The sequence below is a fragment of the Paraburkholderia sp. AV2 genome (assembly GCF_054968425.1).
In genome coordinates, this window is record NZ_JBANLK010000002.1 from 23,066 (window position 1) to 49,004 (window position 25,939).

The window sequence follows — 25,939 nt, forward strand, 5'->3', positions numbered from 1 at the left end:
GCAGGACCCGCCGCCCGCTGCCCGCCGCAAAGAGGCCTGCATTCCGACGATGATCCGTACCAGCCCCAGCGCGCCCGCGGCGCCGAACGCCGTACCCAACAGCGCCGCGCCCGGCAATCCGCAAGGCGCGGCGCCCGCGCGCGCGGGCCGCACCACGCAGGTGGCGATCGTGGCGCTGCCGCCGGTGTCGATGTCGGGCGTGGGACCCATCGTCGACGCGTTGAGCCTTGCCAACGAGATCGACGGCCGCGCGCTCTACCGCTGGCAGATGCTTTCGTGGAACGGGCGGCCCGTGCCGCTCTCGGGCGGCGCGCAGTGGCCCGCCGACGGCGCTTTCGGCGACGCGCTCGCGTGCGACTGGCTGATCGTCGTGACCGAGCGCTACCAGCAGTTCGCCGACTACCGCCTCTTTCTCGCGAGCCTCGCGCGCGTAGGCCAGCGCACGCCGCTCGTCACGGGCATCCACCACGGCATCTGGTGGCTCGCGATGGCCGGGCAACTGCAGGGCTATCGCGTGGCCGCGAACTGGGAAACGTACCAGCAGTTCGCCGAGCAATTCGAGCGCACCATCGTCACGCAGCACATCTACGAAATCGACCGCGATCGCGCGACCTGCGCGGGCGGTCAGGCAACGCTCGACTTCATGCTGGCGATGATCGGCCGCGACCATGGGCCCGAGCTTGCCGCGCGCATTGCCGACGCGCTTGGCGCGAGCACGCTCAGAAGCGGCGACGAGCGCCAGCGCATTCCTTACGTGACGGCGCCGGGCGAGCGCCATCCGCGCCTGAACGACGCGCTCATGCTCATGGAAGCGAACATCGAGGACCCGCTCACCACCGACGAGATCGCCGGTCTCGTGGGCGTGTCGCGGCGCCAGCTCGAACGGCTCTTTCGCCAGTACCTCGGTGCGATGCCGTCGAAGTACTACCTGGGCCTGCGCCTCGCGAAAGCGCGCTCGCAACTGCAGCGCACGAGCAAGTCGGTCGTGCAGATCAGCCTCGCGTGCGGGTTTTCGTCGGCGGCGCATTTCTCGAATGCCTATCGCGAGCGTTTTGGCGTGACGCCGCGCGAGGATCGCCGCAACTGGATCGAACGCCAGCACGGCGGCGCGGTGGCCGAGCCGCGCGCCGGCGCGCTCGTCGAGCCGCCGGAACCCGCATGAAAGGGCCGGCGCCGCGCACGAACACGTCGGCCTCGAAAGAACGTGTCGCGCATACGCAAGACGTTTGCAGCGCGCTTGCCTACACTGCACCTGTTATCGATGCGCGCACCGCATGCGCGGCGCGTGCTGCCCGAACCCCTGGCTTGCTTTGAGCCTGCCTCGAGACTGAGAGGATCCGCCATGAACGACCAGACTGTGACCCGCAAGACCTTCGACGACGTGATGGTGCCGTGCTTCTCGCCGGCGCCGTTCGTGCCCGACCGCGGCCTCGGCTCGCGCGTATGGGATACCGAAGGCCGCGACTACATCGACTTCGCGGGCGGGATCGCCGTGACGGCCCTCGGCCACGCGCACCCGGAACTGCTGCGCGTGCTGAACGACCAGGGCAGCAAGCTCTGGCACATCGGCAACGGCTACACGAACGAGCCGGTGCTGCGCCTTGCCCGCAAGCTCGAAGCGCTGACTTTCGCCGACCGCGCATTCTTCGCGAATTCGGGCGCCGAGGCCAACGAGGCCGCGCTCAAGCTCGCCCGCCGGGTCGCGTTCGAACGTTTCGGCGAGCAGAAGTTTGAAATCGTTTCGTTCACGCAATCGTTCCACGGCCGCACTTTCTTCACGGTGAGCGTGGGCGGTCAGCCGAAGTATTCGGAAGGTTTCGGGCCGGTGCCGGGCGGCATCCGCCATCTGCCGTACAACGACATCGACGCGGCGCGCGCGGCGATCGGCTCGCAAACCTGCGCGGTGATCGTCGAGCCGGTGCAGGGCGAGGGCGGCGTGATCCCGGCCGATCCGGCTTTCCTGCGCGCGTTGCGCGAGGCCTGCGACGCGCACGGCGCGCTCCTGATTTTCGACGAAGTGCAGACCGGCGTGGGCCGCACGGGCCACTTCTATGCGTACGAAGACACGGGCGTGACGCCCGATATCCTGACGACGGCCAAGGCGCTCGGCAACGGCTTCCCGATCGGTGCGATGCTGACGACCGAAGCGATCGCCGCGCACTTCAAGGTGGGCGTGCACGGCACGACTTACGGCGGCAACCCGCTCGGCGCGGCGATTGCGGGCAAGGTGGTCGATATCGTGAGCGAACCGGCCGTGCTCGCGGGCGTGCGGGCGCGCGGCGAGACGATCCGCGCGAAGCTCGCCGGGCTGCACGAGCGTTTCGACGTGTTTGCCGAGGTGCGCGGCAAGGGCCTTCTGATCGGCGCCGAATTGAACGCGCGCTACGCGGGCCGGGCGAAAGACTTCAACGCGGCGGCGGCCAGCCATGGCGTGATGATGCTGATCGCGGGCCCGGACGTGCTGCGCTTCGCGCCGTCGCTCATCATTCCCGAAGCGGATCTGGCCGAGGGCTTCGTGCGTCTCGAGCAGGCCTTCGAGGACGTCATCGGCGGCTGATCCGCCGACACTCAACCGACACAGGACCGACGATGCTTTTCGTTCGCCCCGCAAGGCTTGCCGACCTCGACGCGATCGCCCGCATGGCGCGTACTGCGCAGCCGGTGCTGCATTCGCTGCCGCATGACCGCGCGGCGCTCGAGGCGCGCATTGCGCTCTCCGAGGATTCGTTTCGCGCCGACGTCGACTTCCCCGGTGAGGAGTTCTATCTTTTCGTGCTGGAAGACCCGGCAACGGGGCGGCTTGTCGGCACGTCGAGCCTCGTGGCGGCGGCGGGCTATTCGGAGCCGTTCTACGCGTTTCGCAACGATGCGCTGATTCACGCCTCGCGCGAACTGCACGTGAACCGCAAGATCCATGCGCTGCAGATGTCGCACGAACTCACCGGCAAGAGCCGTCTGGCGGGCTTTTACATCGACCCCTCGCTGCGCGGCGACGCCGCCGCGCATCTCATGTCGCGCGCTCGCATGATGTACGTGGCGATGAACCGCCGGCGCTTCACGCCCGAGGTGTTCTCGCTGCTGCTCGGCGTGACCGACGAGGCCGGCGTGTCGCCGTTCTGGGAAGCGGTGGGGCGCAAGTTCTTCGGGCGCGATTTCAAGGACATCGAAATGGCCTCCGGCGGGCGCAGCCGCACCTTCATCGCGGAGGTGATGCCGGCGTATCCGATCTACGTGCCGCTGCTGCCCGAAGCCGCGCAGCGCGTGCTGGGGGAGCCGGACCCGAGCGCGCTGCTTGCCTACGAGATTCATCTGGAGGAGGGCTTCGAGCCCGACCGCTATGTCGATATCTTCGACGCGGGCCCCGTGTTGACCGCGCAGGTGGACCGCACGGCTTCAGTGGTCGCCAACGAAAGCCGCACGGTGTGCGAGGCAGCGGAGGGCGCGCCAGGCGCGTCGTGGATGGTCGCGAGCCAGCGTGCGGGCGAATTCCGCTGCGTGCTCGCGAATCTTCCGCCCTTGCCTGAAGGAACGCGAGGCGCGCCGCGCCACGCCGTGCGCGGTGAAGCGCCGCTCGACGCCGCCGCGCGCGCCGCGCTCGGCGTGCAGGACGGCGATAGCGTTTGCTGCGTGCCGCTGTGGCGCGAGACATCGGCAACGGAAGACCAATCGATGGGAGAGTCGCAATGATCGTGGTTCGCGTCGTGCAGACGGGCGATGTGGACGCGCTCGTCGCGCTAGCCCAGGAGACCGGCCCCGGCCTCACCACCTTCAAGCCGGACCGCGACGCGCTGATCGCGCGCATCGCGCGCACGCGGCGCACGCTCGCGAGCGAGGCTGCGCAGGCCGAAGCCGGCTATTTCTTCGTGATGGAAGACACCGCCACCGGCGACGTGGCGGGTGTCTGCGGCATCGAAACGGCGGTGGGCCTGCAGCAGCCGTTCTACAACTACCGCGTGAGCACGGTCGTGCATGCGAGCCAGGATCTCGGCATCTGGACGCGCATGCGCGCGCTCAACATCTCGCACGACCTCACGGGCTATGCCGAGGTCTGCTCGCTGTTCCTCTCGCCGCGCTACCGCACGGGCGGCGTGGGCAGCTTGCTGTCGCGCTCGCGCTTCATGTTCATCGCGCAGTTCCGCGACCGCTTCCCGGAACGCATTTGCGCAGAGCTGCGCGGCCATTTCGACGCGGACGGCACCTCGCCGTTCTGGCGCGCAGTCGGTTCGCACTTCTATCAGATCGACTTCAATGCCGCCGACTACCTGAGCGCGCACGGCCGCAAATCCTTCCTCGCCGAGTTGATGCCGCGCCATCCGGTCTATGTCGAGCTGCTGCCCGACGAGGCACAAGCCGCAGTGGGCCTCACTCATGCCGACACGATTCCCGCGCGCCGCATGCTCGAAGCCGAGGGCCTGCGCTACGAGAATCACGTCGACATCTTCGATGCAGGCCCCGTGCTCGAATGCCATATCGCCGACCTGCGCACGGTGCGCGAGAGCGTGGTGGTGCCTGTCGAGATCGGCACGCTTGAGGTGGGAGTCCAGGATGGACAGGATATAAAGGGCGTGCGCTCACTCGTTTCGAACACGTCGTCCAGCGACTTCCGCGTGGGCTTTGCGCCCGGTACGGTACGCGACGGCGTGTTCACGCTGAACGCCGAGGAAGCGGCGGCGCTGAACGTGGCGGCGGGCGATCCTGTGCGCGTGCTCGGTCCCGCACAAAAGCATCTATAGGAATACTCATGAACGAGCTTTTCATCGATGGGCAATGGTGCGCGGCTTCGGGCCCGGCATTCGCCTCGCGCAACCCGGGCACCGGCGAGACGGTGTGGAGCGGCCAGGCCGCGACCGCGGAAGAGGTAGACCGTGCCGTGAGCGCTGCGCGCCGCGCGTTCGGCGCCTGGTCGCAGACGCCGCTCGAAGCGCGCTGCGAGATCGTGCGCCGCTTCGCCGCGCTCGTCACCGAACGCAAGGAGCAGCTCGCGCAGGCCATCGGCCGCGAGACCGGCAAGCCGCTGTGGGAAGCGCGCACCGAGGCGGCGTCCATGGCCGCGAAGGTCGCGATCTCGATCACGGCCTACGGCGAGCGTACCGGCGAGAAGCGCACGCCGATGGCCGACGGCGTCGCCGTGCTGCGGCACCGTCCGCATGGCGTCGTCGCCGTGTTCGGGCCGTACAACTTCCCGGGGCACCTGCCCAATGGCCATATCGTCCCGGCGCTGATTGCCGGTAACGCCGTGGTGTTCAAGCCGTCCGAGCTTGCGCCCGACGTCGCGCGCGTGACAGTCGAGCTCTGGCGCGAAGCGGGCCTGCCCGCGGGCGTGCTGAACCTCGTGCAGGGCGAGCGCGACACGGGCATCGCGCTCGCGAATCATCGCCAGATCGACGGGCTTTTCTTCACGGGCAGTTCGGACACCGGCACGCTGCTGCACCGGCAGTTCGGCGGCCGGCCCGAGATCGTGCTCGCGCTTGAAATGGGCGGCAACAACCCGCTCGTCGTCGCGCCGGTGGCGGATATCGACGCGGCCGTGCACCATGCGATCCAGTCGGCGTTTCTTTCGGCGGGGCAGCGCTGTACCTGCGCGCGCCGCATTCTCGTGCCGACGGGCGCATTCGGCGATCGTTTCCTCGCGCGTTTCGTCGAGGTGAGCGAGCGCATTGCCGTGGGCGAATACGACGCCGATCCGCAGCCATTCATGGGCGCCGTGATCTCGGCGCGCGCGGCCGCGAAGCTCGTGAGCACGCAGGGCATGCTGATCGAGCGCGGCGCGCGCGCCTTGCTGACGATGGCGCAGCGCGACCCGTCGCTCGGCTTCGTGAGCCCCGCGATTCTCGACGTAACCGGCGTGGCCGATCTGCCCGACGAAGAGCACTTCGGACCACTCGCCCAGGTAACGCGCTACGCGGATTTCGACGAGGCGATCGCGCGGGCGAACGATACGGCCTACGGTCTCTCGGCGGGCCTGCTCGCCGACGACGAAGCGCTCTGGCACCGGTTCGCGCGCGACATCCGCGCAGGCATCGTCAACTGGAACCGTCCCACCAACGGCGCGTCGAGCGGCGCGCCCTTCGGCGGCACGGGCCGCTCCGGCAACCAGCGCCCGAGCGCGTATTACGCGGCCGACTACTGCGCCTACCCGATGGCGTCGGTGGAAAGCGCGCAACTGCAAATGCCCGCGAGCGTTTCGCCGGGCCTGCACTTCTGAAGAGGATCGACGATGCAAACCCTTGAAGCCAACTTCGACGGACTCGTCGGCCCGACCCACAACTATGCCGGCCTGTCGTTCGGCAACGTGGCGTCGCAGAACAACGAGAAGTCCGTTGCGAACCCGAAGGCCGCCGCACGCCAGGGACTCCGAAAGATGAAGCGGCTCGCCGACCTCGGCTTTGCCCAGGGCGTGCTGCCGCCGCAGGAGCGGCCGTCGATCCGCCTCCTGCGCGAGCTCGGCTTCACCGGCAAGGATGCCGAAGCTATCGCGAAGGCCGCGAAGGAGGCGCCCGAACTGCTCGCGGCGGCGAGTTCCGCGTCGGCCATGTGGACGGCAAACGCGGCCACCGTGAGCCCCTCGGCCGACACGCCCGACCGCCGCGTGCATTTCACGCCCGCGAACCTGTGCAGCAAGCTGCATCGCGCCATCGAGCACGAGGCCACGCGCCGCACGCTCGGCGCGATTTTCGCCGATCCGTCGCATTTCGTCGTGCACGACGCGTTGCCGGGCACGCCCGCGCTCGGCGACGAGGGCGCGGCCAACCACACGCGTTTTTGCGCGCAGTATGGCGGGCGCGGCGTGGAGTTCTTCGTCTACGGCCGCAGCGAGTACCGCCGCGGCCCCGAGCCGAAGCGCTTCCCGGCGCGGCAGACCTTCGAGGCGAGCCGCGCAGTCGCGCAGCGCCATGGTCTTGCCGAGGATGCGACCGTGTTCGCGCAGCAGAACCCCGACGTGATCGATGCCGGCGTGTTCCATAACGACGTGATCGCCGTGGGCAACCGCAGCACGCTGTTCTGCCACGAGCTGGCGTTCGTGGAGCAGAAGGCCGTGTACGACGAACTGCGTGGAAAGCTCGCGGCGCACAGCGCGCCGTTCCACGTGATCGAGGTGCCGGATGCGCAGGTGAGCGTGGCGGATGCCGTGTCGTCGTATCTGTTCAACAGCCAGTTGCTGAGCCGCGCGGACGGCACGCAGATCCTCGTGGTGCCGCAGGAATGCCGCGAGAATCCGCGTGTGGCGAACTACCTCGACGAACTCGTTGTGACGAGCGGTCCGATCGACGAAGTGCTCGTGTTCGAGCTGCGCGAGAGCATGAAAAACGGCGGCGGCCCGGCGTGTCTGCGGCTGCGCGTGGCGCTCTCGGAGGCCGAGCGCGCGGCGGTGGCGCCGGGCGTGTGGATCGACGACAAGCTGTTCGCGCGCCTCGACACGTGGATCGAAAAGCATTATCGCGACCGCCTCGCGCCGCACGACCTGACCGATCCGATGCTGCTCGCCGAATCGCGCACGGCGCTCGACGAGCTCACGCAGATCCTCGGACTCGGCTCGCTTTATGACTTCCAGCGCTGATATGCCGCTCGCCGATTTTCTGCGCTACACGCTCGCGGGCGAACGCCCCGCGAGCGACGCCGATGCGCGCGGGACCAGCGCGAGCGGTGCGCGCTGGCAATGGCTCGACGATGGCGTGCTGCAGATCGAGCCGTCACGAGTGGAAGCGGCGACGAGGAGCGTGCTGCTTTCGGCCGGGATTCACGGCGACGAAACCGCGCCGATCGAACTGCTCTCGCAACATGTGGCCGATATCGCGGCGGGGCGCGCGGCGCTTGCGTGCCGTCTGCTGGTGGTGCTGGGCAACGTGGGTGCCATGCGCGAAGCGCGCCGCTATCTCGACGACGATCTGAACCGCCTCTTCGGTGGCCGTCATGCACAGGCAGGGACGAGCGCAGAAGCGCCGCGCGCCGCTGCGCTCGAAATGCATGCACAGCGCTTTTTCACTGCGGCGGCCGACGCGCCGCACGCGCGCTGGCACCTCGACATGCACACGGCGATCCGCGCCTCCGCGTTCGAACAGTTCGCACTGCTGCCGTATATCGGCAATGCGACGAACGCCGCGCTGTCGCGTGCGATGTTCGCGTGGCTCGCCGACGCACGCATCGGCTGTGTGCTGATCCACACGGAAAAGGGCACGACCTATTCGGCGTTCACGGCCGGAACCTGCGGCGCCACGGCCTGCACGCTCGAACTCGGCAAGGTGCAGCCCTTCGGCCAGAACGACCTCGCGCGCTTCGCCAACGCGGATGCAGCCGTGCGCCGCCTCGTGGCGGGCGCGGCACCCGACGCGCATGCGCCGCTGCCGCGCGTCTTTACGGTGATCGGCCAGATCACGAAGCAAAGCGGCGCATTCGAACTGCACGTGGCTGCCGACGTGCCGAATTTCACGCCGTTCGTGCGCGGCACGGTGCTTGCCAACGACGGCGATTATCGCTACGTCGTCGCGCACGACGAAGAGCGCATCGTCTTTCCCAATCCCGCCGTCAAGCCAGGCTTGCGCGCGGGCCTGCTCGTCGTCGAGACGACGGCCGCCACACTCGGCGCGCTTGCCTGAAGCGGCGGCGCGAGCGTGGCGTTCCAGGCGCCGTAGCCGCGCTTGCGCATCCACGACATCCATTTGCAAGTTCGCCCGCGCGCCGCAGCCTCGTGCGCCGACCGACCCCTTGTGCACCCGCTGTACAATTGCGCCCTCGCGGTTGTTGCGGTGCACCACAAAGAGGGCCTCCGTTTGAGCCGCGATATTGGCGCAGCGATCCTGTGCCGGCGCGCCATAGCGCGTCATATCTGACTGGAAAGAGACACATGAAAACGAACTGGAACAAGCTGGCCGCTCTCGCATTCTGCACGGCCGCCACTCTCGCGGCCGGCGCCGCACAGGCCGCCGACATCAAGGAAATCCGCTTCGGCGTGGAGGCGTCTTATGCGCCGTTCGAGTCGAAGTCGCCCGCGGGCGAACTGCAAGGCTTCGATATCGACGTGGGCAACGCGGTTTGCGCGAAGCTCAAGGCGAAGTGCGTGTGGGTGGAGAACTCGTTCGACGGGCTGATTCCGGCCCTCGAGGCGCGCAAGTTCAACGCAATCAACTCGGACATGACGATCACCGAGCAGCGCCGTCAGGCCATCGACTTCACCGACCCGATCTACGCGATCCCGAACCAGATGATCGCGAAGAAGGGCAGCCCGCTTCTGCCGACCGCCGAATCGCTCAAGGGCAAGCATGTGGGCGTGCTGCAGGGCACGATCCAGGAAGCCTACGCGAAGGCGAAGTGGGCGCCGGCGGGCGTCGACGTCGTGCCGTACCAGACCCAGGACCAGATTTACGCCGACCTCGCTTCGGGCCGGCTCGACGCCGCGTTTCAGGACGGCGAGGCTGCCGCGAAGGGCTTCCTGAACCGTCCGCAAGGCGCCGGATTCGCGTTCGCCGGCCCGGCCGTGACCGACGAGAAGCTGCTGGGCTCGGGCGTGGGCTACGGCGTGCGCAAGGGCGACGCGCAGTTGAAAGGCGAGTTGAACGAGGCCATCAAGGAACTGAAGGCGGACGGCACGATCGACCGCCTGGCCGCGAAATACTTCGACGTGAAAGTCGTGCTGAAGTAAGTTCGAGTCGGTACGACCCAGGCAAAATAATCGGCCGGAGCGTATCCGGCCGGTTGTTTTTTCGGCAGATTGATATGGATTCCGAAATGAGTGGCAAGATTTGACCCCTTTGCTCGTACGGTATGGACGGACGCAGCGTCGTCTGCAAAGCGAGAGCGGTGCCGGCCTCGCGTACAGCGAGGCCAAAAATATTGCCGAATCGGCGCGTGCCGACGTATTCCGGTCGTACTGGACAGGATAGAATCGGTAAGGATTTGCCGGGGCGTGTCGCGCAAGGCACGGCACCCTGCATCGACCTTATCAAGAACCAGAAAGAACCAGACGCCACATGCAGCAGCGTGCAGCAGGGCGCTACGCGAGGGACCCCATGAGCTTGAATGCCGCCGATCGGCCACCCATGCCAGGAGCCGCGGGAGACGATTCAGCCGCGAACCGGTACGACATTGACTTTGCCCGCCAACCCTTGCTCGACCGGGATGGCATGTTGTGCGGCTATGAGATGCTGCCGCGCGTGATCGATCGCGGCGACGACCCCGAAGCGCCAGCGGCGGCGGGCTCCGCACTCATCGCAGCGTTCGCGGCGCCGGCGGTGCGCGCGGCGCTGGTGGAACACCCGGGCTGGCTCGACGTGACGCGCGACGCGTTGTTCGACGAGGCCGTGCTGCGCCTGCCGGCCGCCAGAGTGATGTTCGAACTGCCGCTCGATATCGGCGCGGACCCCGCGCTCGTGGCGCGGCTCACGCAACTGCACGGGCGCCGCTACCGGTTCGCGCTCGATCACGTTACCGAGGCGAACGAAGCCTTCGCGAAGCTGCTGCCGTATGTGGAAGCGGTCAAGATCGATCTGCGCCGCATCGAGCCCGTGCTGTTGCCGAAGTTCGCGAGCGTGCTGAAGGCGGCGGGCAAGATTCTGGTGGCGATGGGCGTGGAGAATCAGGCCGATTTCGAACGCGCGCACACGCTCGGCTTCGACCGGTTCCAGGGCTATTTCTTCGCAAAGCCGCAGGGTGGCGGACGCCGCGCGAGCGCGCCGCGCCAGGCGCTCCTGAACCTGCTGCAACTGCTCGCTTCGGAGCCGACCGTCGCGCAGCTCGAAGCCGAGCTGAAGCTGAATCCCGTGCTCGTGATGCATCTGATGCGGCTCGTGAACTCGCCGAGCTTCGGAAGCGGGCACAAGGTGTCCACGCTGCGCGAGGCAATCAACGCGACGGGCACCAACCGCATTGCGCGCTGGACCCAGTTGCTGCTCTACGCGGACGGCCGCAAGGTCTCGCTCGAAGACGATCCGCTGCTGCAGCTCGCGGCCACGCGCGCGCGCTTCATGGAACTCGCGGTGAGCCAGTTGCCGGAGGCCGGGCGCGACGAGCAGGATGCGGCGTTTCTCGCGGGCGTGTTCTCGTTCGTCGATGCCGTGTTCGGCGGCCCGCTTGCCGCGACCGTCGACATGCTCACGCTCGCGCGTCCCATTCGGGCGGCGATCGTGGGTCGCGAGGGTGTGCTGGGCCGGCTGCTCGACGTGATTCAGGCGCTGGAGCGCGGCGACTGGGACGTCGTCGACATGGCCTGCACGCAGCTCGCGCCGCTCGACGCGAGCGCGGTCGCGGCGCTTGCCCTCGCAGCGGGCGAATGGGCGGGCATGGCGGACCGCAATGCCGAGGCGACGGGGCTGGAGCGAATCGACGACTGAGCGCGGGCGGCCGGCCATGCGGCCGCTACGTACGGGCATCAAGACAAAGGGGCGGTGCGATGCACCGCCCCTTTGTCTTTAGCAGACCGCCTGGCTCCGGCCGTTCAAACGTTGGCGGAGCTCGCCGAGAAGAACCGCGCGAGTTCGCGGGCGAGATCGTTGAGCACGCTCATTTCCTTCTGCGAGATGCGCCTCGGCTCCTGATCGAGCAACCAGTCGCCGTAGAGCAGCGCCACGGGCTGATCGCCTTCGGCCGCCACGGGCAGGAGGACGAAGGCGCGCGTGTCGTCAAAGCTCGAGCGGTACCACGCGGGCAGGCGCGAGATCATCTTCGCGTCGCGCGCGTTCTCGATGAAGATGCCGACCGAGTTCGCGATGGCCAGATGGAACACGTCGGGCTGAAATGCCGCGTTGAAATGCAGTTTCGGCAGCTTGCCTTCGACGCCGGGACCGAAGCCGCGCTGCGCCGCGAACATGTTCGCGCCTTCGCGCACGAACACCACCGTGCGCGCGAAGCCGAGGCCCGCGAGCACCGTCTCGTTCGCAAGCGTGAGGGCCGCGCCGAACGGGCTGTCGGGCGGCAATGCGCGCAAATCTTCCACGCCTGCCGCAATGCGTGCCTCCGGATCGAGCGCCTCGCGCGCGATGGCGTCCGCGTTGGCGCGCAGCTCGACGATCTCGCGCATCACGCCGTCGTCGGCCTCCTCGTTGGCCAGTGCGAGACTCATCTGCACGAGCACTTCCGGATCGGTGCCGAGCGCCCGGCCGTAGTAGTTCGCGAGGTCCGCGATATGCGCCTCGCGCATCTCGTCGGTCAGGTCGGGCGTCGTCAGGACGCGCGCCACTTCGGTGGAGTAGTTCGTGATCGCGCGCAGCCACTGCACCTGGCGCGGCTCGTTGCCCTGCGGGTCGAATTCGCCCATGCCTTCGCGGATCATCCCGGGCATGCGCCAGCGCGTCGCGGCTTCCTGGCCGATTTCGTCGAACGTCACGCCGAGCACGGCGATGCAGGCCTCGTCCTCGGCCGCGCCCTCGTCGCACTCGCGCCGTATCTGGTCCCACTCGGCTTCGAGATAGAACACGACGAGCAGCTTGCCCACCTGGCGCATCAGCGTGCAGACCACGGCTTCCTCGCCCGCGCGCAGGTCGCCGCGCTCGGTGAGCTTGCGCGCGACGCAGCCCGAGAGAATGGTGCGATTCAGTTCGAGCTTCGCGTCGATGCGGCGCGGCGCGCTGTGATGGAAATGGTCGACGATCTTCAGACCCACCACGAGATGGCCCACGGCGTCCATGCCGAGCACCATCAGCGCGCGCGTGACGGTGGTGATATTGCCGCCGAACGCCATGTACATGGCCGAGTTTGCGAGGCGCAATACCTTCTGCGTGAGGGCGAAGTCGGACAGCACGACCTGCACGAGCGCGTTGAAATCGTAGTCGTCGTTGGTCATCGCGGCGACCGTGGTGCGCAGCGACTGCGACAGCATGGGAAAATCGCCACGCTCGTTCATGCGTGCCCATAGCCGGTCTAGCAGGACTGCCTTTACCATCTGAACCATGTCAATTCCGCGAACGCCTCGCCTTGTCGGTTGAGCGCATCACTGTACCTCATGAACGTAGAGCGAGCGCGCATTGAACCGCCGCGCCAGCTCCTCGGACGGGAGCGCCTTGCACACGAGCCAACCCTGAATGTGATCGCAGCCCAGCTTCGTGAGCAATTCGCGCTGCGCTTCGGTTTCCACGCCTTCGGCGACGATCTCGAGGTCGAGCGTGCGCGCGAGGCCCACCACGGCGTTCACGATAGCCTGGTCGTTGCGCGACGTGAGCAGGTTCTCGACGAAGCTGCGGTCGATCTTCAGCTTCGAGAGCGGGAAGCGCTGCAGATAAGCAAGACTGGAGTAGCCGGTGCCGAAGTCGTCCACGGCGAAACGGATGCCGAGCCCCGTCAATTCTTCGAGCAACGTTTTGGCATGCTGCGGGTCCTGCATCAGCAGGCTTTCGGTGATCTCGAAGACGAGGCGGCGCGGATCGACGCCGGTGAGCTCGATCGCTTCCTGAACGCTATCCTTGAAACGCGGATTGCGGAACTGCTGCGGCGATACGTTGACCGCGACGTACTGCAATGAAATGCCTTGCTCGTCCCATTGGGTCAATTGCATACAGGCAGCCTTCAATACCCAGTTGCCGAGATAATTGATCAGGCCGACGGATTCCGCAAGCGGAATAAATGTGGAGGGCGGCACGAGACCGTGCACGGGATGCTGCCAGCGGATCAGCGCCTCCACGCCGACCACGCCGCGCGTGGCGCTGCTCGTGATCGGCTGGAAGTGCAGCGAGAACTCGCCGTTGCGCACGCCGTCGTAGAGGTCCGACTCGAGCTTCAGGCGCAGCGCGTCGGCGGGATCGTCGTCGGGCACGTGCAGCATCAGCGTGTTGCCGCCCGCGGCCTTGGCCTGCTGGAGCGCCTGGTCGGCGCGCCGGATGAGCGGTGTCGGGTCCGCGTGAGGCGCCGTGTCGGCCGCGCTTTGGGCCGGATGGAACGCGATGCCGATGCTCGCCGAGAGGTGCACCGGCTGGTTGCGAAACGTGTAGGGCTGCAGGATCGAGGCGAGCAGGCGCCGCGCCAGCGCTTCGGCCGCGACCGGCACTTCGCCCGGATCGCCGTGCGGCTGCGGCGTAATGACGATGGCGAACTCGTCGCTGCCCGTGCGCGCGATCAGCTCGCCCTGCAGCGCGATATGCGTGAGGCGCCGCGCGGTTTCGCGCAGCAGTTCGTCGCCGGCATCGTAGCCGAGCGCACGGTTCACGCGCTGGTAGTCGTCGAGGTCGAGCAGCAGCAGCGCGACCGGCACGCCGTACAGGTCGGCTTCGGCCTGCACGCGTTCGAGCTCGGGCGCGAGCGCCGTCTGGTTGGGCAGGCCCGTCAGCGGATCGTGGTGCAGGGCGTGCGTGAGACGCTGCTGCTCACGCAGCCAGCCCGAAACGTCGAAGCCCGCCACGGCGAAGCCGTCCCTTCCCGCATAGGATGCGCGCTGTACGCGCAGCTCCACGGCGAGCGGATAGGTGAGCGCCTTCACGAGATCGACCGTGTCTTTCTCGACCGCGCCGGTGGTTGCCGCGCGATCGAAGAGGGCGTCGAGCCGTTGCAGATGATCGGGGGCGACGATGTCCTGCAGCGTGGCGCCGAGCAGGAACTCGCGGTGGTAGCCCGCGAAGCGCAGGCTCGCGTCCGAGACGTAGAGAAAGCGCAGGCTGCGGTCGACATGCACGAGGAAGTCCACCGGGCTCGCGGTTTCCTCGAACGAGCGCGAGACCGCGTCCGCGGCGTCGGACGAGGCATGCGCGGCCGGCGCTTCGTGAGAGCGCTGCGGTTGCGGTTCTGGCTCCGGAGGACGGACGGGCGCAGGGCGGGTGACGGGCGCGAGCGGGGCGCGCGAACGACCATCAGGGCCATCGGAGCCGTCGGGGCGACCGGCGAGCGCGCGAATCCGGTCGATGACCGTGCGCATCCAGCCCGGGCGGGGCGCCGTGATCCTGTTCGCTTCCATGTCTATCGCTGACAACCCTGTTCCATACGGCTCATGTGTGGCGTGTGTCTTCGCAGGGCGCCCGAGCCGCGGAGGCCGCGAACCGGCATCCGCCTTCTGGCTGAAGGCGCCCATCAGAGGGAGTTATCGACCGGATGGGGAAAATCTTTAGCGCCTGGAAAGAAAATTCGCCGTGGCGCGCCGCGGCACCGTCCTGGCGCTCCGCTGGCACGCGGATTCGGTTAAAGTGGCGCGGGTCGGCACGCTTGCGTCATGCGCAATGAATAACGGGCGCAGCGACACGGCGCGGCCGGCCGCAGCACCGGTCTTGCGGGACGTCGCGCCGCCGGCCATTCCATCTGTTCGAGTCATACGCCATGTCCGATTCATCGTCAGCGTCCGACAGGGCGGCGATCCCCGCCGCGCGGGGCGCGGGCGGCGGCCCTGTGCCGGCCGCGCAACCGTTCGTCTATCTGGGCCGCCAGCCGATTCTCGATTGCGGCGGCGCGCTGACGGCCTACGAACTGCTGTTCCGCGGCGGCGCGCACAACCGCGCGGACATCGACGACGACGCGCTCGCGACCGCCCAGGTCATGACGCGCACGATGGGACAGCTCGGCGTGCCGGCCGTGCTCGGGCGCCATTACGGCTACGTGAACGTGAGCCGCGAGCTGCTCTTCGACGACATCATCCATCTGCTGCCGCCCGGCCGCTTCGTGCTCGAAGTGCTCGAGCACGTGCGTTTCGACGACGCGCTCATCGAGCGTCTTGCATTGCTGCGCCGCGCGGGCTACCGCATTGCGCTGGACGACGTGAGCGTGATCTCGGAGAACCTGCTGAAGGGGCTGCCCTGCGCGGACATCGTCAAGGTCGACCTCATACAGACCGAGCGCGGCATGCTGCCCGAGATCACCGCGACGATTCGTGCGACAGGCAAGACGCTGATTGCCGAGAAGGTCGAGACGAGCGAGGACTTCGAGCTGGCGCGCTCGCTCGGCTTCGAGCTGTTTCAGGGGTATTTCTTCGCGCGCCCGCAGGTGCTGCGCGCGCCGCGTGTGCGCACGTCGCGCCTCGCGCTCGTGCGCCTGCTCGCGCTCGTGGCGAGCGACGTCGGCGTGGCCGAGCTCGAACGGGAGCTGCGCAACCATCCGGGCGTCGTCGTGCAACTGCTGAGGCTCGTGAATTCGAGCGCCTATGCGCCCGCGCGGCCCATCGCCTCGCTGCGCGAAGCTGTGCTCGCCGCCGGCACGCGCCAGATCGCGCGCTGGGCGCAACTGCTGCTCTATGCGAGCGGACGCGACCTGCCGTGGGGCTCGGACCCGCTCGTACAACTGGCCGGCACGCGCTCGCACTTCATGGAGCTGGCGGCGCGCAGCCTGTATCCGAACAATTCCGACTTTGCCGATGCCGCGTTCATGGCCGGCATTTTTTCCCTCGTGCACGTGCTGGTGGGCTCGACGCCGGCCCATACGCTCGAACGCCTCGGGCTCTCGCCGGCGATCAGCCGGGCCGTGGACGGCCATCACGGCGAGCTGGGCACGCTGCTGCGCATCGCCATGAGCGCCGAGCGGGGCGACCATCAGACGGCGCAGTCGATCGCCGCCGCCGCGGGCGGCGTGTTCGCCTCGCTGACCTTGCCGCTGCTCGCCGAGCTGAACCTGTGGGCGGGCGCCTGGTTCACCGCTTACGCCGACGGCTGAGGCCGGGCGGAGGCGCGTAGAGCGCCCGCCTGCGCCCGCCGCGATTGTATGGTCCAATGACGCCATCGCCGCGCGGCCGCCCGGCCGTGCCCGGGCCGACGAGGCGCGCGGCGAGCCATCGAGAGGAGCATCGACATGAAATCCCGATTCATCGCGGCAGGCGTCGCGGCGTTGCTGTGCGCCGGACTCTCGCTCTACGCACTCACGGCCGACGCGACGCTCAAGCCCGGCGACGCTGCGCCGGACTTCACGACCGAGGCGTCGCTTGGCGGCAAGACCTACACGTACACGCTCGCCGACGAACTGAAGAAGGGGCCGGTGGTGCTCTACTTCTATCCGGCCGCGTTCACGAAAGGCTGTACGATCGAGGCCCACGAGTTTGCCGAAGCCGTGGACGAGTACAAGAAGTACGGCGCGACCGTGATCGGCGTGTCGCACGACAATATCGATACGCTGACGAAGTTTTCGGTGAGCGAATGCCGCAGCAAGTTCCCGGTGGCCGCCGACGAAGACTCGAAGATCATCAAGTCGTATGACGCCGCGATGCCGATGCACGAGTCGATGGCCAACCGCGTGTCCTATGTGATCGCGCCCGACGGCAAGATCATCTACGAGTACACGAGCCTCTCGCCCGACCAGCACGTCGAGAACACGCTGCGCGCCGTGAAGGAGTGGGCCGCGCAGCATCCGAAGCAATAGTTGCCGCGCTGGCCGCGCCGGTTCGTCGCATGCCCATTCTCGTTCTGCTGTTTGCGTTCGCCGCGCTCGTTTACGGCGCGGTGGTGTCGTTTCACGCGCTCGCGCAGCGGTTCGGCATGGATGTCGCGGTGGCCGCGGCGGTGGTCGTTGCCGCCGTGCTCGTGGCGCTTGCCGCCCGGTGGTGGCAGCGCCGCCGCGACGTGGCGCCGAACCTGCGCGGCGACGGCGACTGGACCCACGGCATGTCGGGCGAATGGGGCGCGGTGCGGCTCGCGGCGGGCAAGCGCCTGTGCGAGCTGACGCTCGGCGCGGCGCAGGGCGCCTATATCTTCGCGCACCTGCGCGGCGCGCAGCCGGCGCGCGAGGCGGGGCAATGGCGCGTAGCGCTCGATGTCGCCGATGCGAAGCGCCCTGTCTGGAATGTGCCGATGGCGAGCGAGCGCGAGGCGAGGCGCTGGACGCGGATCTTCACGCTGGCCATGGCGCAGCGGCTTTGAAGAGATGTCGCACTCGAATTGCCCCCCGCTACCGGCCGTCACTCAGCCCCCGCCTCCGCAGGCCGCACCCCCCGGCTTTCCCACCACACCCTCAGCCGGTCCATATACAGATAAACGACCGGCGTCGTATAGAGCGTGAGCATCTGGCTCACGATCAGCCCGCCCACGATCGAAATGCCGAGCGGCGCGCGCAGCTCCGCGCCTTCGCCCGTCCCGAACGCCAGCGGCAGCGCGCCAAGCAGGGCCGCGCACGTCGTCATCATGATCGGCCGAAAGCGCAGGAGGCACGCCTGATGGATCGCGTCGCGCGAGCTCAGGCCTTCGCGCGATGCCGCGATGGCGAAGTCCACCATCATGATCGCGTTCTTCTTGACGATGCCGATCAGCAGGATCACGCCGATCAAGGCGATGATGCTGAACTCCGTCTTGAAGAGCAGCAGCGCAAGCAGCGCGCCCACACCGGCCGAAGGCAGCGTGGAGAGGATCGTGAGCGGATGGATGTAGCTCTCGTAAAGGATGCCGAGCACGATATATACGGCGGCCAGCGCCGCGAGAATCAGGATCGGCTGGTTGTCGAGCGACTGCTGGAACGCCTGCGCCGTGCCCTGGAAGCTGCCATGGATCGTGGCGGGCATGCCGATCTCGCCCATCGTGTCGTAGATGGCCGCGGTGGCGTCCGAAAGCGACTTGCCGGGCGGCAGGTTGAACGAGATCGTCGAGGCGACGAACTGGCTCTGGTGATTGACCGAGAGTGGGGTCGTGCCGGGCCCGAACGAGGCGATGGCCGAAAGCGGAATCATCGTCTCCTGCGCCGTGGAAACCGCTGCGCCCGAAGAAGCGCTCGACTTGCCGCTGGCCGCGAGCGAGTTGATCGCGAGGTTGAGCGCCGAGTCGGCTGCGATGGCGGCTGCGCTTGCCGCCGTGGCTGCGGCCGCGCCGCCCGCGGTCGTGGACGGCGCGCTCACGGTGCCCGCCGTCGCGTTGGTGCTCTGCGAACCGCTGGCGGGACCGCCCGAGGTGCTCACCCAGATCTGGTCGAGCATCTCCGGGCTTTGCCAGTATTGCGGCGCGACTTCCATCACGACGTGGTACTGGTTGAGCGGGTTGTAGATCGTCGAGACCTGGCGCTGGCCGAAGGCGTCGTAGAGCGTGTTGTCGATCTGCGAAGGCGTGATATTCAGGCGCGCGGCGCTCGCGCGGTCGATCGTGACCATCGACTCGAGGCCGCCTTGCTGCTGGTCCGAGTTCACGTCGGCAAGCTCGGGACGCGATTGCAATGCCTCGGTGAGCTTCGGCCCCCACTTGTAGAGGTCTGTCGTGTTGTCGGCGAGCAGCGTGAACTGGTACTGCGCGTTCGACTGCCGGCCGCCCACGCGGATGTCCTGTACGGCCTGCAGAAAGGTGCGCGCGCCCGCCACGCTCGAAAGCGGCCCGCGTAGCTGCGCGATCACCACGTCGGCGGAGAGCTTGCGCTCGCTTTTCGGCTTGAGCGAGACGAACATGAAGCCCGAGTTGGTCGCCCGTCCGCCGGAAAAGCCCGCCACCGAATCCACGGCGGGATTGGACTGCACGATGCGCATCATTTCCGCGAACTTGACCTTCATCGCCTGGAACGAGGTGGCCTGATCGGCGACGATGCCGCCCGTGAGCCGCCCGGTGTCCTGCTGCGGGAAGAAGCCCTTGGGTACGACCACGTAGAGTGCGACGTTCAGCGCGATCGTCGCGACGAGCGTGAGCAGCACGAAAAGTGGATGCGCGAGCGCCCAGCCGAGCGTGTGCTCGTAGCCGCGTTGCAGGGTCATGAAGCCGCGTTCGAGCCACTGCGCGAAGCGGCCCTCGGCCGCTTTCTCGTGCGGCTCGTCGAGCAGGCGCGAGCACATCATCGGCGTGAGCGTGAGCGAGACCAGCAGCGACACCGCAATGGCGAGCGAGAGCGTGAGCGCGAACTCGCGAAAGAGGCGCCCCACGATGCCGCCCATCAGCAGAATGGGCAGGAACACGGCGACGAGCGAGACGCTGATCGAGAGCACCGTGAAGCCCACTTCGCGCGCGCCCAGCAGCGCCGCCTGCAGGCGCGGCACGCCGTTCTCGATGTGGCGCGAGATGTTTTCGAGCACGACGATGGCGTCGTCCACGACGAAGCCTGTCGCGATGGTGAGCGCCATCAGCGAGAGGTTGTCGAGCGAGAAGCCCATCAGGTACATCGCGCCGAAGGTGCCGATGATCGAGATCGGCACCGCGACGCTCGGAATGAGCGTCGCGCGCCAGTTGCGCAGGAACAGGAACACCACCATGACCACGAGCGCCACGGCGATCATGAGCGTGCGCTCGGTGTCCTTGAGCGAGGCGCGGATCGTCACGGAACGGTCGGAGGTGGGAATCACCTCGACGCTGGCGGGCAGCGAGGCCTTCAACTGCGGCAGCATCGCGATCACGCGGTCCACCGTCTCGATGATGTTCGCGCCGGGCTGGCGGTACAGGATCACGAGCACGGAGCGCTTGCCGTTGGCGAGGCCGATGTTGCGCAGGTCCTCCACCGAATCGACCACTTCGCCCAGGTCCGAGAGCTTCACGCCCGCGCCGTTGCGGTAGGCGATGACGAGATCCTTGTACTGGCTCGCCTTGCTCGCCTGGTCGTTGGTGTAGAGCTGGAAGCGCTGCGGGCCGAACTCGATGTCGCCCTTCGGGCTGTTCGCATTGGCCGAGGCAAGCGCCGCGCGCACGTCTTCGAGCCCGATGCCGTAGTGAAAGAGCGCGTGCGGTTCGAGTTCGATGCGCACGGCCGGGTTGGCCGAGCCGCTCACGTCCACTTCGCCCACGCCGTCCACCTGCGAGAGCGACTGCTGCAGGACGGTCGCCGCGGAATCGTAGAGCTGGCCCGCCGTGAGCGTGGGCGAGGTGAGCGCGAGGATCAGGATCGGCGCGTCGGCGGGGTTGACCTTGTGGTAGGTGGGGTTCGAGCGCAGGCTTGCCGGCAGGTCGGCGCGCGCCGCATTGATGGCGGCCTGCACGTCGCGCGCGGCGCCGTCGATGTCGCGGTTCAGGCCGAATTGCAGCGTGATGCGCGTGCTGCCCACTGAGCTTTGGGAGGTCATCTCGGTGACGTCGGCGATGCTGCCGAGGTGGCGTTCGAGCGGGCTCGCCACGCTTGTCGCCACGGTCTCGGGGCTCGCGCCGGGCAGCGTGGCCTGCACGGAGATGGTGGGGAAGTCCACCTGCGGCAGGGGCGCGACGGGCAGCTTCGTGAAGGCGAACACGCCGGCGAGCGCGATGCCGAGCGCGAGCAGCGTGGTAGCGACGGGGCGGGCGATGAACGGACGGGACAGGTTCATCGCGTCACGGCTCCTGGGACGAGGCCGGTGCCGAGGGCGACGAGGGCGAGCCGCCGAAGCGCTGCCTCATGCGCTGCGCGAGCGAGTCGAACGCGAGATAGATCACGGGCGTGGTGAAGAGCGTGAGCGCCTGGCTCACGATCAGGCCGCCCGCGATAGCGATGCCGAGCGGCCGGCGCAGTTCGCTGCCCGCGCCGCTGCCCAGTATGAGCGGCACGGCGCCGAGCAGCGCGGCCATGGTCGTCATCATGATCGGACGGAAGCGCAGCAGGCACGCCTGATAGATCGCCTCGCGCGGCGTCTTGCCTTCGCGCCGCTCGGCGTCCAGCGCGAAGTCGATCATCATGATCGCGTTCTTCTTCACGATGCCGATCAAAAGCACGATGCCGATAATGCCGATGATGTCGAGATCGTGGCCCGTCATGATCAGCGCGAGCAGCGCGCCGATGCCGGCCGAGGGCAGCGTCGAAAGAATCGTGACGGGATGCACGAAGCTCTCGTAAAGCACGCCGAGCACGATATACATCGTCACGATGGCGGCGAGGATCAGGAAGAGCTCGTTCGAGAGCGAGGCCTGGAATGCAAGCGCCGCGCCCTGGAAGCGCGTCTGGAACGAGCCGGGCAGCCCGATGTCGCTCCCGGCCTGCTGGATCGCCTTCACGGCCGCGCCGAGCGAGGCGCCGGGCGCGAGGTTGAACGAGATCGTGGTGGCCGGGAACTGGGAAAGGTGCGTGACGAGGAGCGGCGCCGGGCGCTCGTGGAAACTCGCAATGGCCGAGAGCGGCACCTGGCCCGTCGTCGAGGTCGAGGAGGGCAGGTAGATCGCGTTAAGCGCGTCGGTGTAGTGCTGGAGCTGCGGCTCGGCTTCGAGGATCACGCGGTACTGGTTCGACTGCGTGAAGATGGTGGAGATGATGCGCTGGCCGAACGCGTCGTAGAGCGCGTTATCCACCGTCGCGGGCGTGATGCCGTAGCGCGACGCGCTCGCGCGGTCGATTTCGACATATACCGACTGGCCTTCGTCCTGCAGGTCCGTTGCGACGTCGGCCAGCTCGGGCAACTGTTCGAGCCGGTTCATGAGCTTCGGCACCCAGGTCGTGAAGTCCTCGATGTTCGGCGTGGTCAGCAGGAACTGGTACTGGGTCGGACTTACCGTCGAGTCGATCGTAAGGTCCTGTACGGGCTGCATGTAGAGCGTGGCGCCGGGGAGATGAGCGACGCTCTTCTGCAAGTCGCGGATGATCTCGCTCGCCGTCTCGCTGCGGTCGTCGCGCGGCTTCAGGTTGATCAGCATGCGGCCGCTGTTGAGCGTGATGTTCGTACCGTCCACGCCGATGAACGAGGTGAGGCTTTCCACGTTGTCGTTCTTCAGGATTTCGGCGGCGAGTGCCTGCTGGCGCTCGGCCATCGAGGCATACGAAACCGACTGCGGGGCCTGTGTGATCGCCTGGATGACACCCGTGTCCTGCACGGGGAAGAAGCCCTTGGGCACTACTACGTAGAGCACGCCGGTGAGCACGAACGTGATGGCGAACACGATGAGCGTGAGACGCCGGCGCGCGAGCACCCAGTCGAGCGCGACCCCATAGCGGCCGATCACGTAGTCGAAGAATGCATGCACGCGCGCCTCGAAACGGCGGCTTTCGGCGGGCGGCGGGTTTGGCATGGAGCGCAGCATCTTCGCGCACATCATGGGCACGAGCGTGAGCGAGACCACGGCCGAGATCACGATGGTCACCGCGAGCGTGATGGCGAATTCGTGGAAGAGGCGGCCCACCACGTCGCCCATGAAGAGAAGCGGGATCAGCACCGCGATCAGCGAGACCGTGAGCGAGATGATCGTGAAGCCGATCTGCTTCGAACCCTTTAACGCGGCTTCGAGCGGCGTCTGACCTTCCTCCACGTAGCGCGAGATGTTCTCGATCATCACGATCGCGTCGTCCACCACGAAGCCCGTCGCGATGGTAAGCGCCATCAGCGAGAGATTGTCGAGCGAGAAGCCGCACAGATACATCACCGCGAGCGTGCCGATCAGCGAGAGCGGCACCGAAAGGCTCGGGATTACCGTGGCGTAGAGGTTGCCGAGGAACAGGTACATCACGAGCACGACGAGCACGACCGACATCAGCAGTTCGAACTGCACGTCGCGTACCGAGGCGCGGATCGTCGTGGTGCGGTCGGTGACGATCTGCACGTCGAGCGCCTGGGGCAGCGACTCCTGCAACTGCGGCAGGATCGACTTGATGCTGTCCACCACCTGGATCACGTTCGCGCCCGGCTGGCGCTGCACGTTCAGGATGATCGCGGGTACGCCGTCCACCCACGCGCCGAGCTTCGTGTTTTCGGCGCCCTCCACGATGGTCGCGACGTCGGTGAGCATCACGGGGCGGCCGTTGCGGTAGGCCACCACGGCGCTTTTGTAGGCGTTCGCGTCGGTGAGCTGATCGTTCGCGTTGATCGTGTAGGCGCGCGTGGGGCCGTCGAAGTTGCCCTTCGGCGTATTGACGTTCAGGTTCGAGATGGTCGTGCGCAGGTCGTCCAGATTCAGGCCATAGGCGGCGAGCGCGCGCGGGTTGGCCTGGATGCGGATGGCCGGCCGCTGGCCGCCCGTGATGCTCACGAGGCCCACGCCCGCCACCTGCGAGATTTTCTGGGCGAGGCGAGTGTCGGCGAGATCCTGGATCTGCGTGAGCGGCAGCGTCTTCGAGGTGATCGCGAGCGTGAGGATCGGCGCGTCGGCGGGATTGACCTTGGCGTAGATGGGCGGCGCGGGCAGGTCGGAGGGCAGCAGGTTGCCGGCCGCGTTGATGGCGGCCTGCACCTCCTGCTCCGCCACGTCGAGCGGCAGGTCGAGGCTGAACTGCAGCGTGATGACCGACGAGCCCGCCGAGCTTTGCGAGGACATCTGATTGAGCGACGGCATCTGGCCGAACTGCCGTTCGAGCGGTGCGGTGACCGATGAGGTCATCACGTCCGGGCTCGCGCCCGGATAGAAGGTCTGTACCTGGATGGTCGGATAGTCGACTTCGGGCAGGGCGGAGAGCGGCAGGAAACGCAGCGCGACGAGGCCGACCAGCATGATCGCCGCCATGAACAGCGCGGTGCCGACCGGACGCAGGATGAAGACACGGGACGGATTCATGCGGGCTTACTGGCCTTCCGGCTGCGAAGCGTGCCGGTGATGGCGATGCGCGCCGGAGGCGGCCCATGGGGCAGAGGCTCCCTTTGCGCCCGAGGCATGCTTCGGATGTTCGGCGGGGATCGAGATCTTCGCGCCTTCGCGCAGGCGGTCCGAGCCGTCCGTCACGACGCGCTCGCCGGCTTCGAGCCCGGAGGCGATGCTCGTGCGCTCGCCGTCCACAGGCCCGACCTTCACGAGCCGCACGGTGACGGTGTTGTCGGGCTTCGCCACGTACACGTACTGCCCCTGCGAGCCGTTGAGCACGGCGGCGGTCGGCACGATCACGGCGTTGTGGATCGTGTCGACGGTGAGGCGCGCGTTGACGAACTGGTTAGGGAACAGCATCTGGTCCGGGTTCGCGAAATTTGCGCGCAGCTTGACCGTGCCCGTGGTGGTGTCGATCTGGTTGTCGATGGTCGCGAGCTGGCCGTCTTCCAGCGGCGTCGTGTTGCTGCGGTCGTACGCGGCGACCGGTAATTTCGCGCCCGTGCGCATCTGCTTGAGGATGACCGGCAGGTCGCTTTCCGAGGTCGTGAAGATCACGCTGATAGGCTGCAACTGCGTGAGCACGACGATGCCGTTAGTGTCGCCCGGCGTTACGTAGTTGCCCGGATCGACCTGGCGCAGGCCGACGCGGCCCGAGACCGGCGCCGTGATGCGCGCGTAGATGAGATCGAGCTTGTAGGTGTCGACATTGGCCTGATCCGACTTGACCGTCCCTTCGTACTGCTTGACGAGCGAGGCTTGCGTGTCCACCTGCTGGCTCGCGATCGAGTCCTGCGCGAGCAGTGTCTGGTAGCGCTTGAGGTCGACCCGCGCCGTGGCGAGGAGCGCCTGGTCGCGCACGAGCTGGCCTTCGGCGTTCTCCAGCGAGATCTGCCAGGGGCGCGGATCGATCTGTGCGAGCACGTCGCCCGCTTTCACCATCTGGCCTTCCTGGAAGTTCACGCTCTGCAGCGTGCCGGAGAGCTGCGTGCGCACCGTGATGTCGGCAAGCGGCGTGACCGTGCCGAGGGCCGTGACGACGACGGGCATGTCGCCGTTCGCGGCGGTCGCCACGGTGACGGGCTGCGGCAGGTTCGCCATCGCGCCCGGGCCGCCATGACGCATGTGCCCGCCGCGCGCCGGCTCTGTCGCGACGCTTGCGGGCGCCTTGTTCCACGGTTGCCAGCGCAACAGCACGATGCCCGCGACGACCAGCACGGCGGCGAGCGCGATCAGCTTGCCGCGCGAGCGGGGCGGCCGGGGTGGCCGATGTGGCCGATGTGGCATTTCTTGGCGGGACGATTCCAGCGGCTTTTCTTGTTGGTCCATCGGTCAGGTCGTCTCGGGCTGTCAGGTTGGGCGGCCGGTGCCGCGGGCAGACGTACGGATTGCCGGCGCTACGCGCAATCAATGAAAGGAAATTGTCAGGCTGTACGCCACTCTAGCAAACGCTGGATGCGCGCGGGAGGCGCGGCGGCCGAAAGGCTGCGGCGAGCGGTGGCTGGCTGGCGATGCGTGGATGGCTGGCTGGCGTGGCTGCGCCGCCAAAAATGACACAACGGCCACGATGCTAGTCGGGGCTCCGGATAGCGTCCAGCGCCATTTCTTTCAAAGCATTACCGTCGTAACAGTCCTCGCGGCAGACGAGGCCGAGCGCCGCCCGAGGCCTGCGCGGCCGGCGGAAACGACGTGAATGG

17 protein-coding genes are annotated in these 25,939 nt (G+C 67.4%); 12 read left to right on the forward strand and 5 right to left on the reverse strand.

Annotation, left to right across the window (positions count from 1 at the left end; translation table 11 throughout):
- Positions 1-49 precede the first annotated feature (49 nt).
- The 9 genes from V8683_RS01895 (at position 50) to V8683_RS01935 (ending at position 11,324) form a co-directional block, all read left to right on the forward strand.
- The gene (locus V8683_RS01895) at positions 50-1,162 is read left to right on the forward strand and encodes a GlxA family transcriptional regulator (protein WP_411189145.1); all 1,113 of its coding nucleotides are present in this window, start codon (positions 50-52) and stop codon (positions 1,160-1,162) included.
- 180 nt (positions 1,163-1,342) lie between these two features.
- The gene (locus tag V8683_RS01900) at positions 1,343-2,557 is read left to right on the forward strand and encodes an aspartate aminotransferase family protein (RefSeq protein WP_411189146.1); all 1,215 of its coding nucleotides are present in this window, start codon (positions 1,343-1,345) and stop codon (positions 2,555-2,557) included.
- Between the two features lie 32 nt (positions 2,558-2,589).
- Entirely contained in the window at positions 2,590-3,687 is a 1,098-nt protein-coding gene (aruF, locus tag V8683_RS01905) for an arginine/ornithine succinyltransferase subunit alpha (RefSeq protein ID WP_411189147.1), read from the forward strand.
- Positions 3,684-4,733 (forward strand): arginine N-succinyltransferase, encoded by a 1,050-nt coding sequence (gene astA, locus V8683_RS01910; RefSeq protein WP_411189148.1) that lies wholly within the window; start codon positions 3,684-3,686, stop codon positions 4,731-4,733. The genes aruF and astA overlap by 4 nt, the downstream gene beginning before the upstream one ends.
- 8 nt (positions 4,734-4,741) lie before the next feature.
- Positions 4,742-6,205: a succinylglutamate-semialdehyde dehydrogenase gene (astD, locus tag V8683_RS01915; RefSeq protein WP_411189149.1), complete on the forward strand. Its 1,464-nt coding sequence runs from the start codon at positions 4,742-4,744 to the stop codon at positions 6,203-6,205.
- A gap of 12 nt (positions 6,206-6,217) precedes the next feature.
- Positions 6,218-7,558 (forward strand): N-succinylarginine dihydrolase, encoded by a 1,341-nt coding sequence (gene astB / locus V8683_RS01920; protein WP_411189150.1) that lies wholly within the window; start codon positions 6,218-6,220, stop codon positions 7,556-7,558.
- Entirely contained in the window at positions 7,542-8,594 is a 1,053-nt protein-coding gene (gene astE / locus V8683_RS01925; protein WP_411189151.1) for a succinylglutamate desuccinylase, read from the forward strand. The genes astB and astE overlap by 17 nt, the downstream gene beginning before the upstream one ends.
- 248 nt (positions 8,595-8,842) lie before the next feature.
- Entirely contained in the window at positions 8,843-9,637 is a 795-nt protein-coding gene (locus V8683_RS01930) for an ABC transporter substrate-binding protein (RefSeq protein WP_411189152.1), read from the forward strand.
- A 367-nt stretch (positions 9,638-10,004) separates the two neighbouring features.
- Positions 10,005-11,324, forward strand: a complete 1,320-nt coding sequence (locus tag V8683_RS01935; RefSeq protein ID WP_411189153.1) for an EAL and HDOD domain-containing protein — start codon at positions 10,005-10,007, stop codon at positions 11,322-11,324.
- 104 nt (positions 11,325-11,428) lie between these two features.
- On the opposite strand, the gene V8683_RS01940 is transcribed toward V8683_RS01935, so the two are convergent.
- Entirely contained in the window at positions 11,429-12,871 is a 1,443-nt protein-coding gene (locus tag V8683_RS01940; RefSeq protein WP_411190521.1) for an HDOD domain-containing protein, read from the reverse strand.
- 48 nt (positions 12,872-12,919) lie between these two features.
- Entirely contained in the window at positions 12,920-14,869 is a 1,950-nt protein-coding gene (locus V8683_RS01945) for a putative bifunctional diguanylate cyclase/phosphodiesterase (RefSeq protein ID WP_411189154.1), read from the reverse strand.
- A 356-nt stretch (positions 14,870-15,225) separates the two neighbouring features.
- Between V8683_RS01945 and V8683_RS01950 the strand changes: the two genes are divergently transcribed.
- From V8683_RS01950 to V8683_RS01960, 3 genes are all read left to right on the forward strand, one after another.
- Entirely contained in the window at positions 15,226-16,548 is a 1,323-nt protein-coding gene (locus tag V8683_RS01950; protein WP_411189155.1) for an EAL and HDOD domain-containing protein, read from the forward strand.
- A 135-nt stretch (positions 16,549-16,683) separates the two neighbouring features.
- Positions 16,684-17,247, forward strand: a complete 564-nt coding sequence (locus V8683_RS01955; RefSeq protein WP_411189156.1) for a peroxiredoxin — start codon at positions 16,684-16,686, stop codon at positions 17,245-17,247.
- 29 nt (positions 17,248-17,276) lie between these two features.
- Positions 17,277-17,744 carry a hypothetical protein gene (locus V8683_RS01960; protein ID WP_411189157.1) on the forward strand — a complete coding sequence of 156 codons (468 nt, stop codon included), beginning with the start codon at positions 17,277-17,279 and terminating at the stop codon, positions 17,742-17,744.
- 38 nt (positions 17,745-17,782) lie between these two features.
- Here the strand turns inward: V8683_RS01960 and V8683_RS01965 are convergent, their stop codons facing one another.
- From V8683_RS01965 to V8683_RS01975, 3 genes are read right to left on the reverse strand one after another with little or no spacing between them, the layout of a single operon-like run.
- Positions 17,783-21,076 (reverse strand): efflux RND transporter permease subunit, encoded by a 3,294-nt coding sequence (locus V8683_RS01965; RefSeq protein ID WP_411189158.1) that lies wholly within the window; start codon positions 21,074-21,076, stop codon positions 17,783-17,785.
- A gap of 4 nt (positions 21,077-21,080) precedes the next feature.
- Complete coding sequence (locus V8683_RS01970; protein WP_411189159.1) at positions 21,081-24,218, reverse strand: MdtB/MuxB family multidrug efflux RND transporter permease subunit; 3,138 nt, start codon at positions 24,216-24,218, stop codon at positions 21,081-21,083.
- A 6-nt stretch (positions 24,219-24,224) separates the two neighbouring features.
- Positions 24,225-25,571, reverse strand: coding sequence for an MdtA/MuxA family multidrug efflux RND transporter periplasmic adaptor subunit (locus V8683_RS01975; RefSeq protein WP_411189160.1), 1,347 nt, complete (start codon positions 25,569-25,571; stop codon positions 24,225-24,227).
- Positions 25,572-25,939 lie beyond the last annotated feature (368 nt).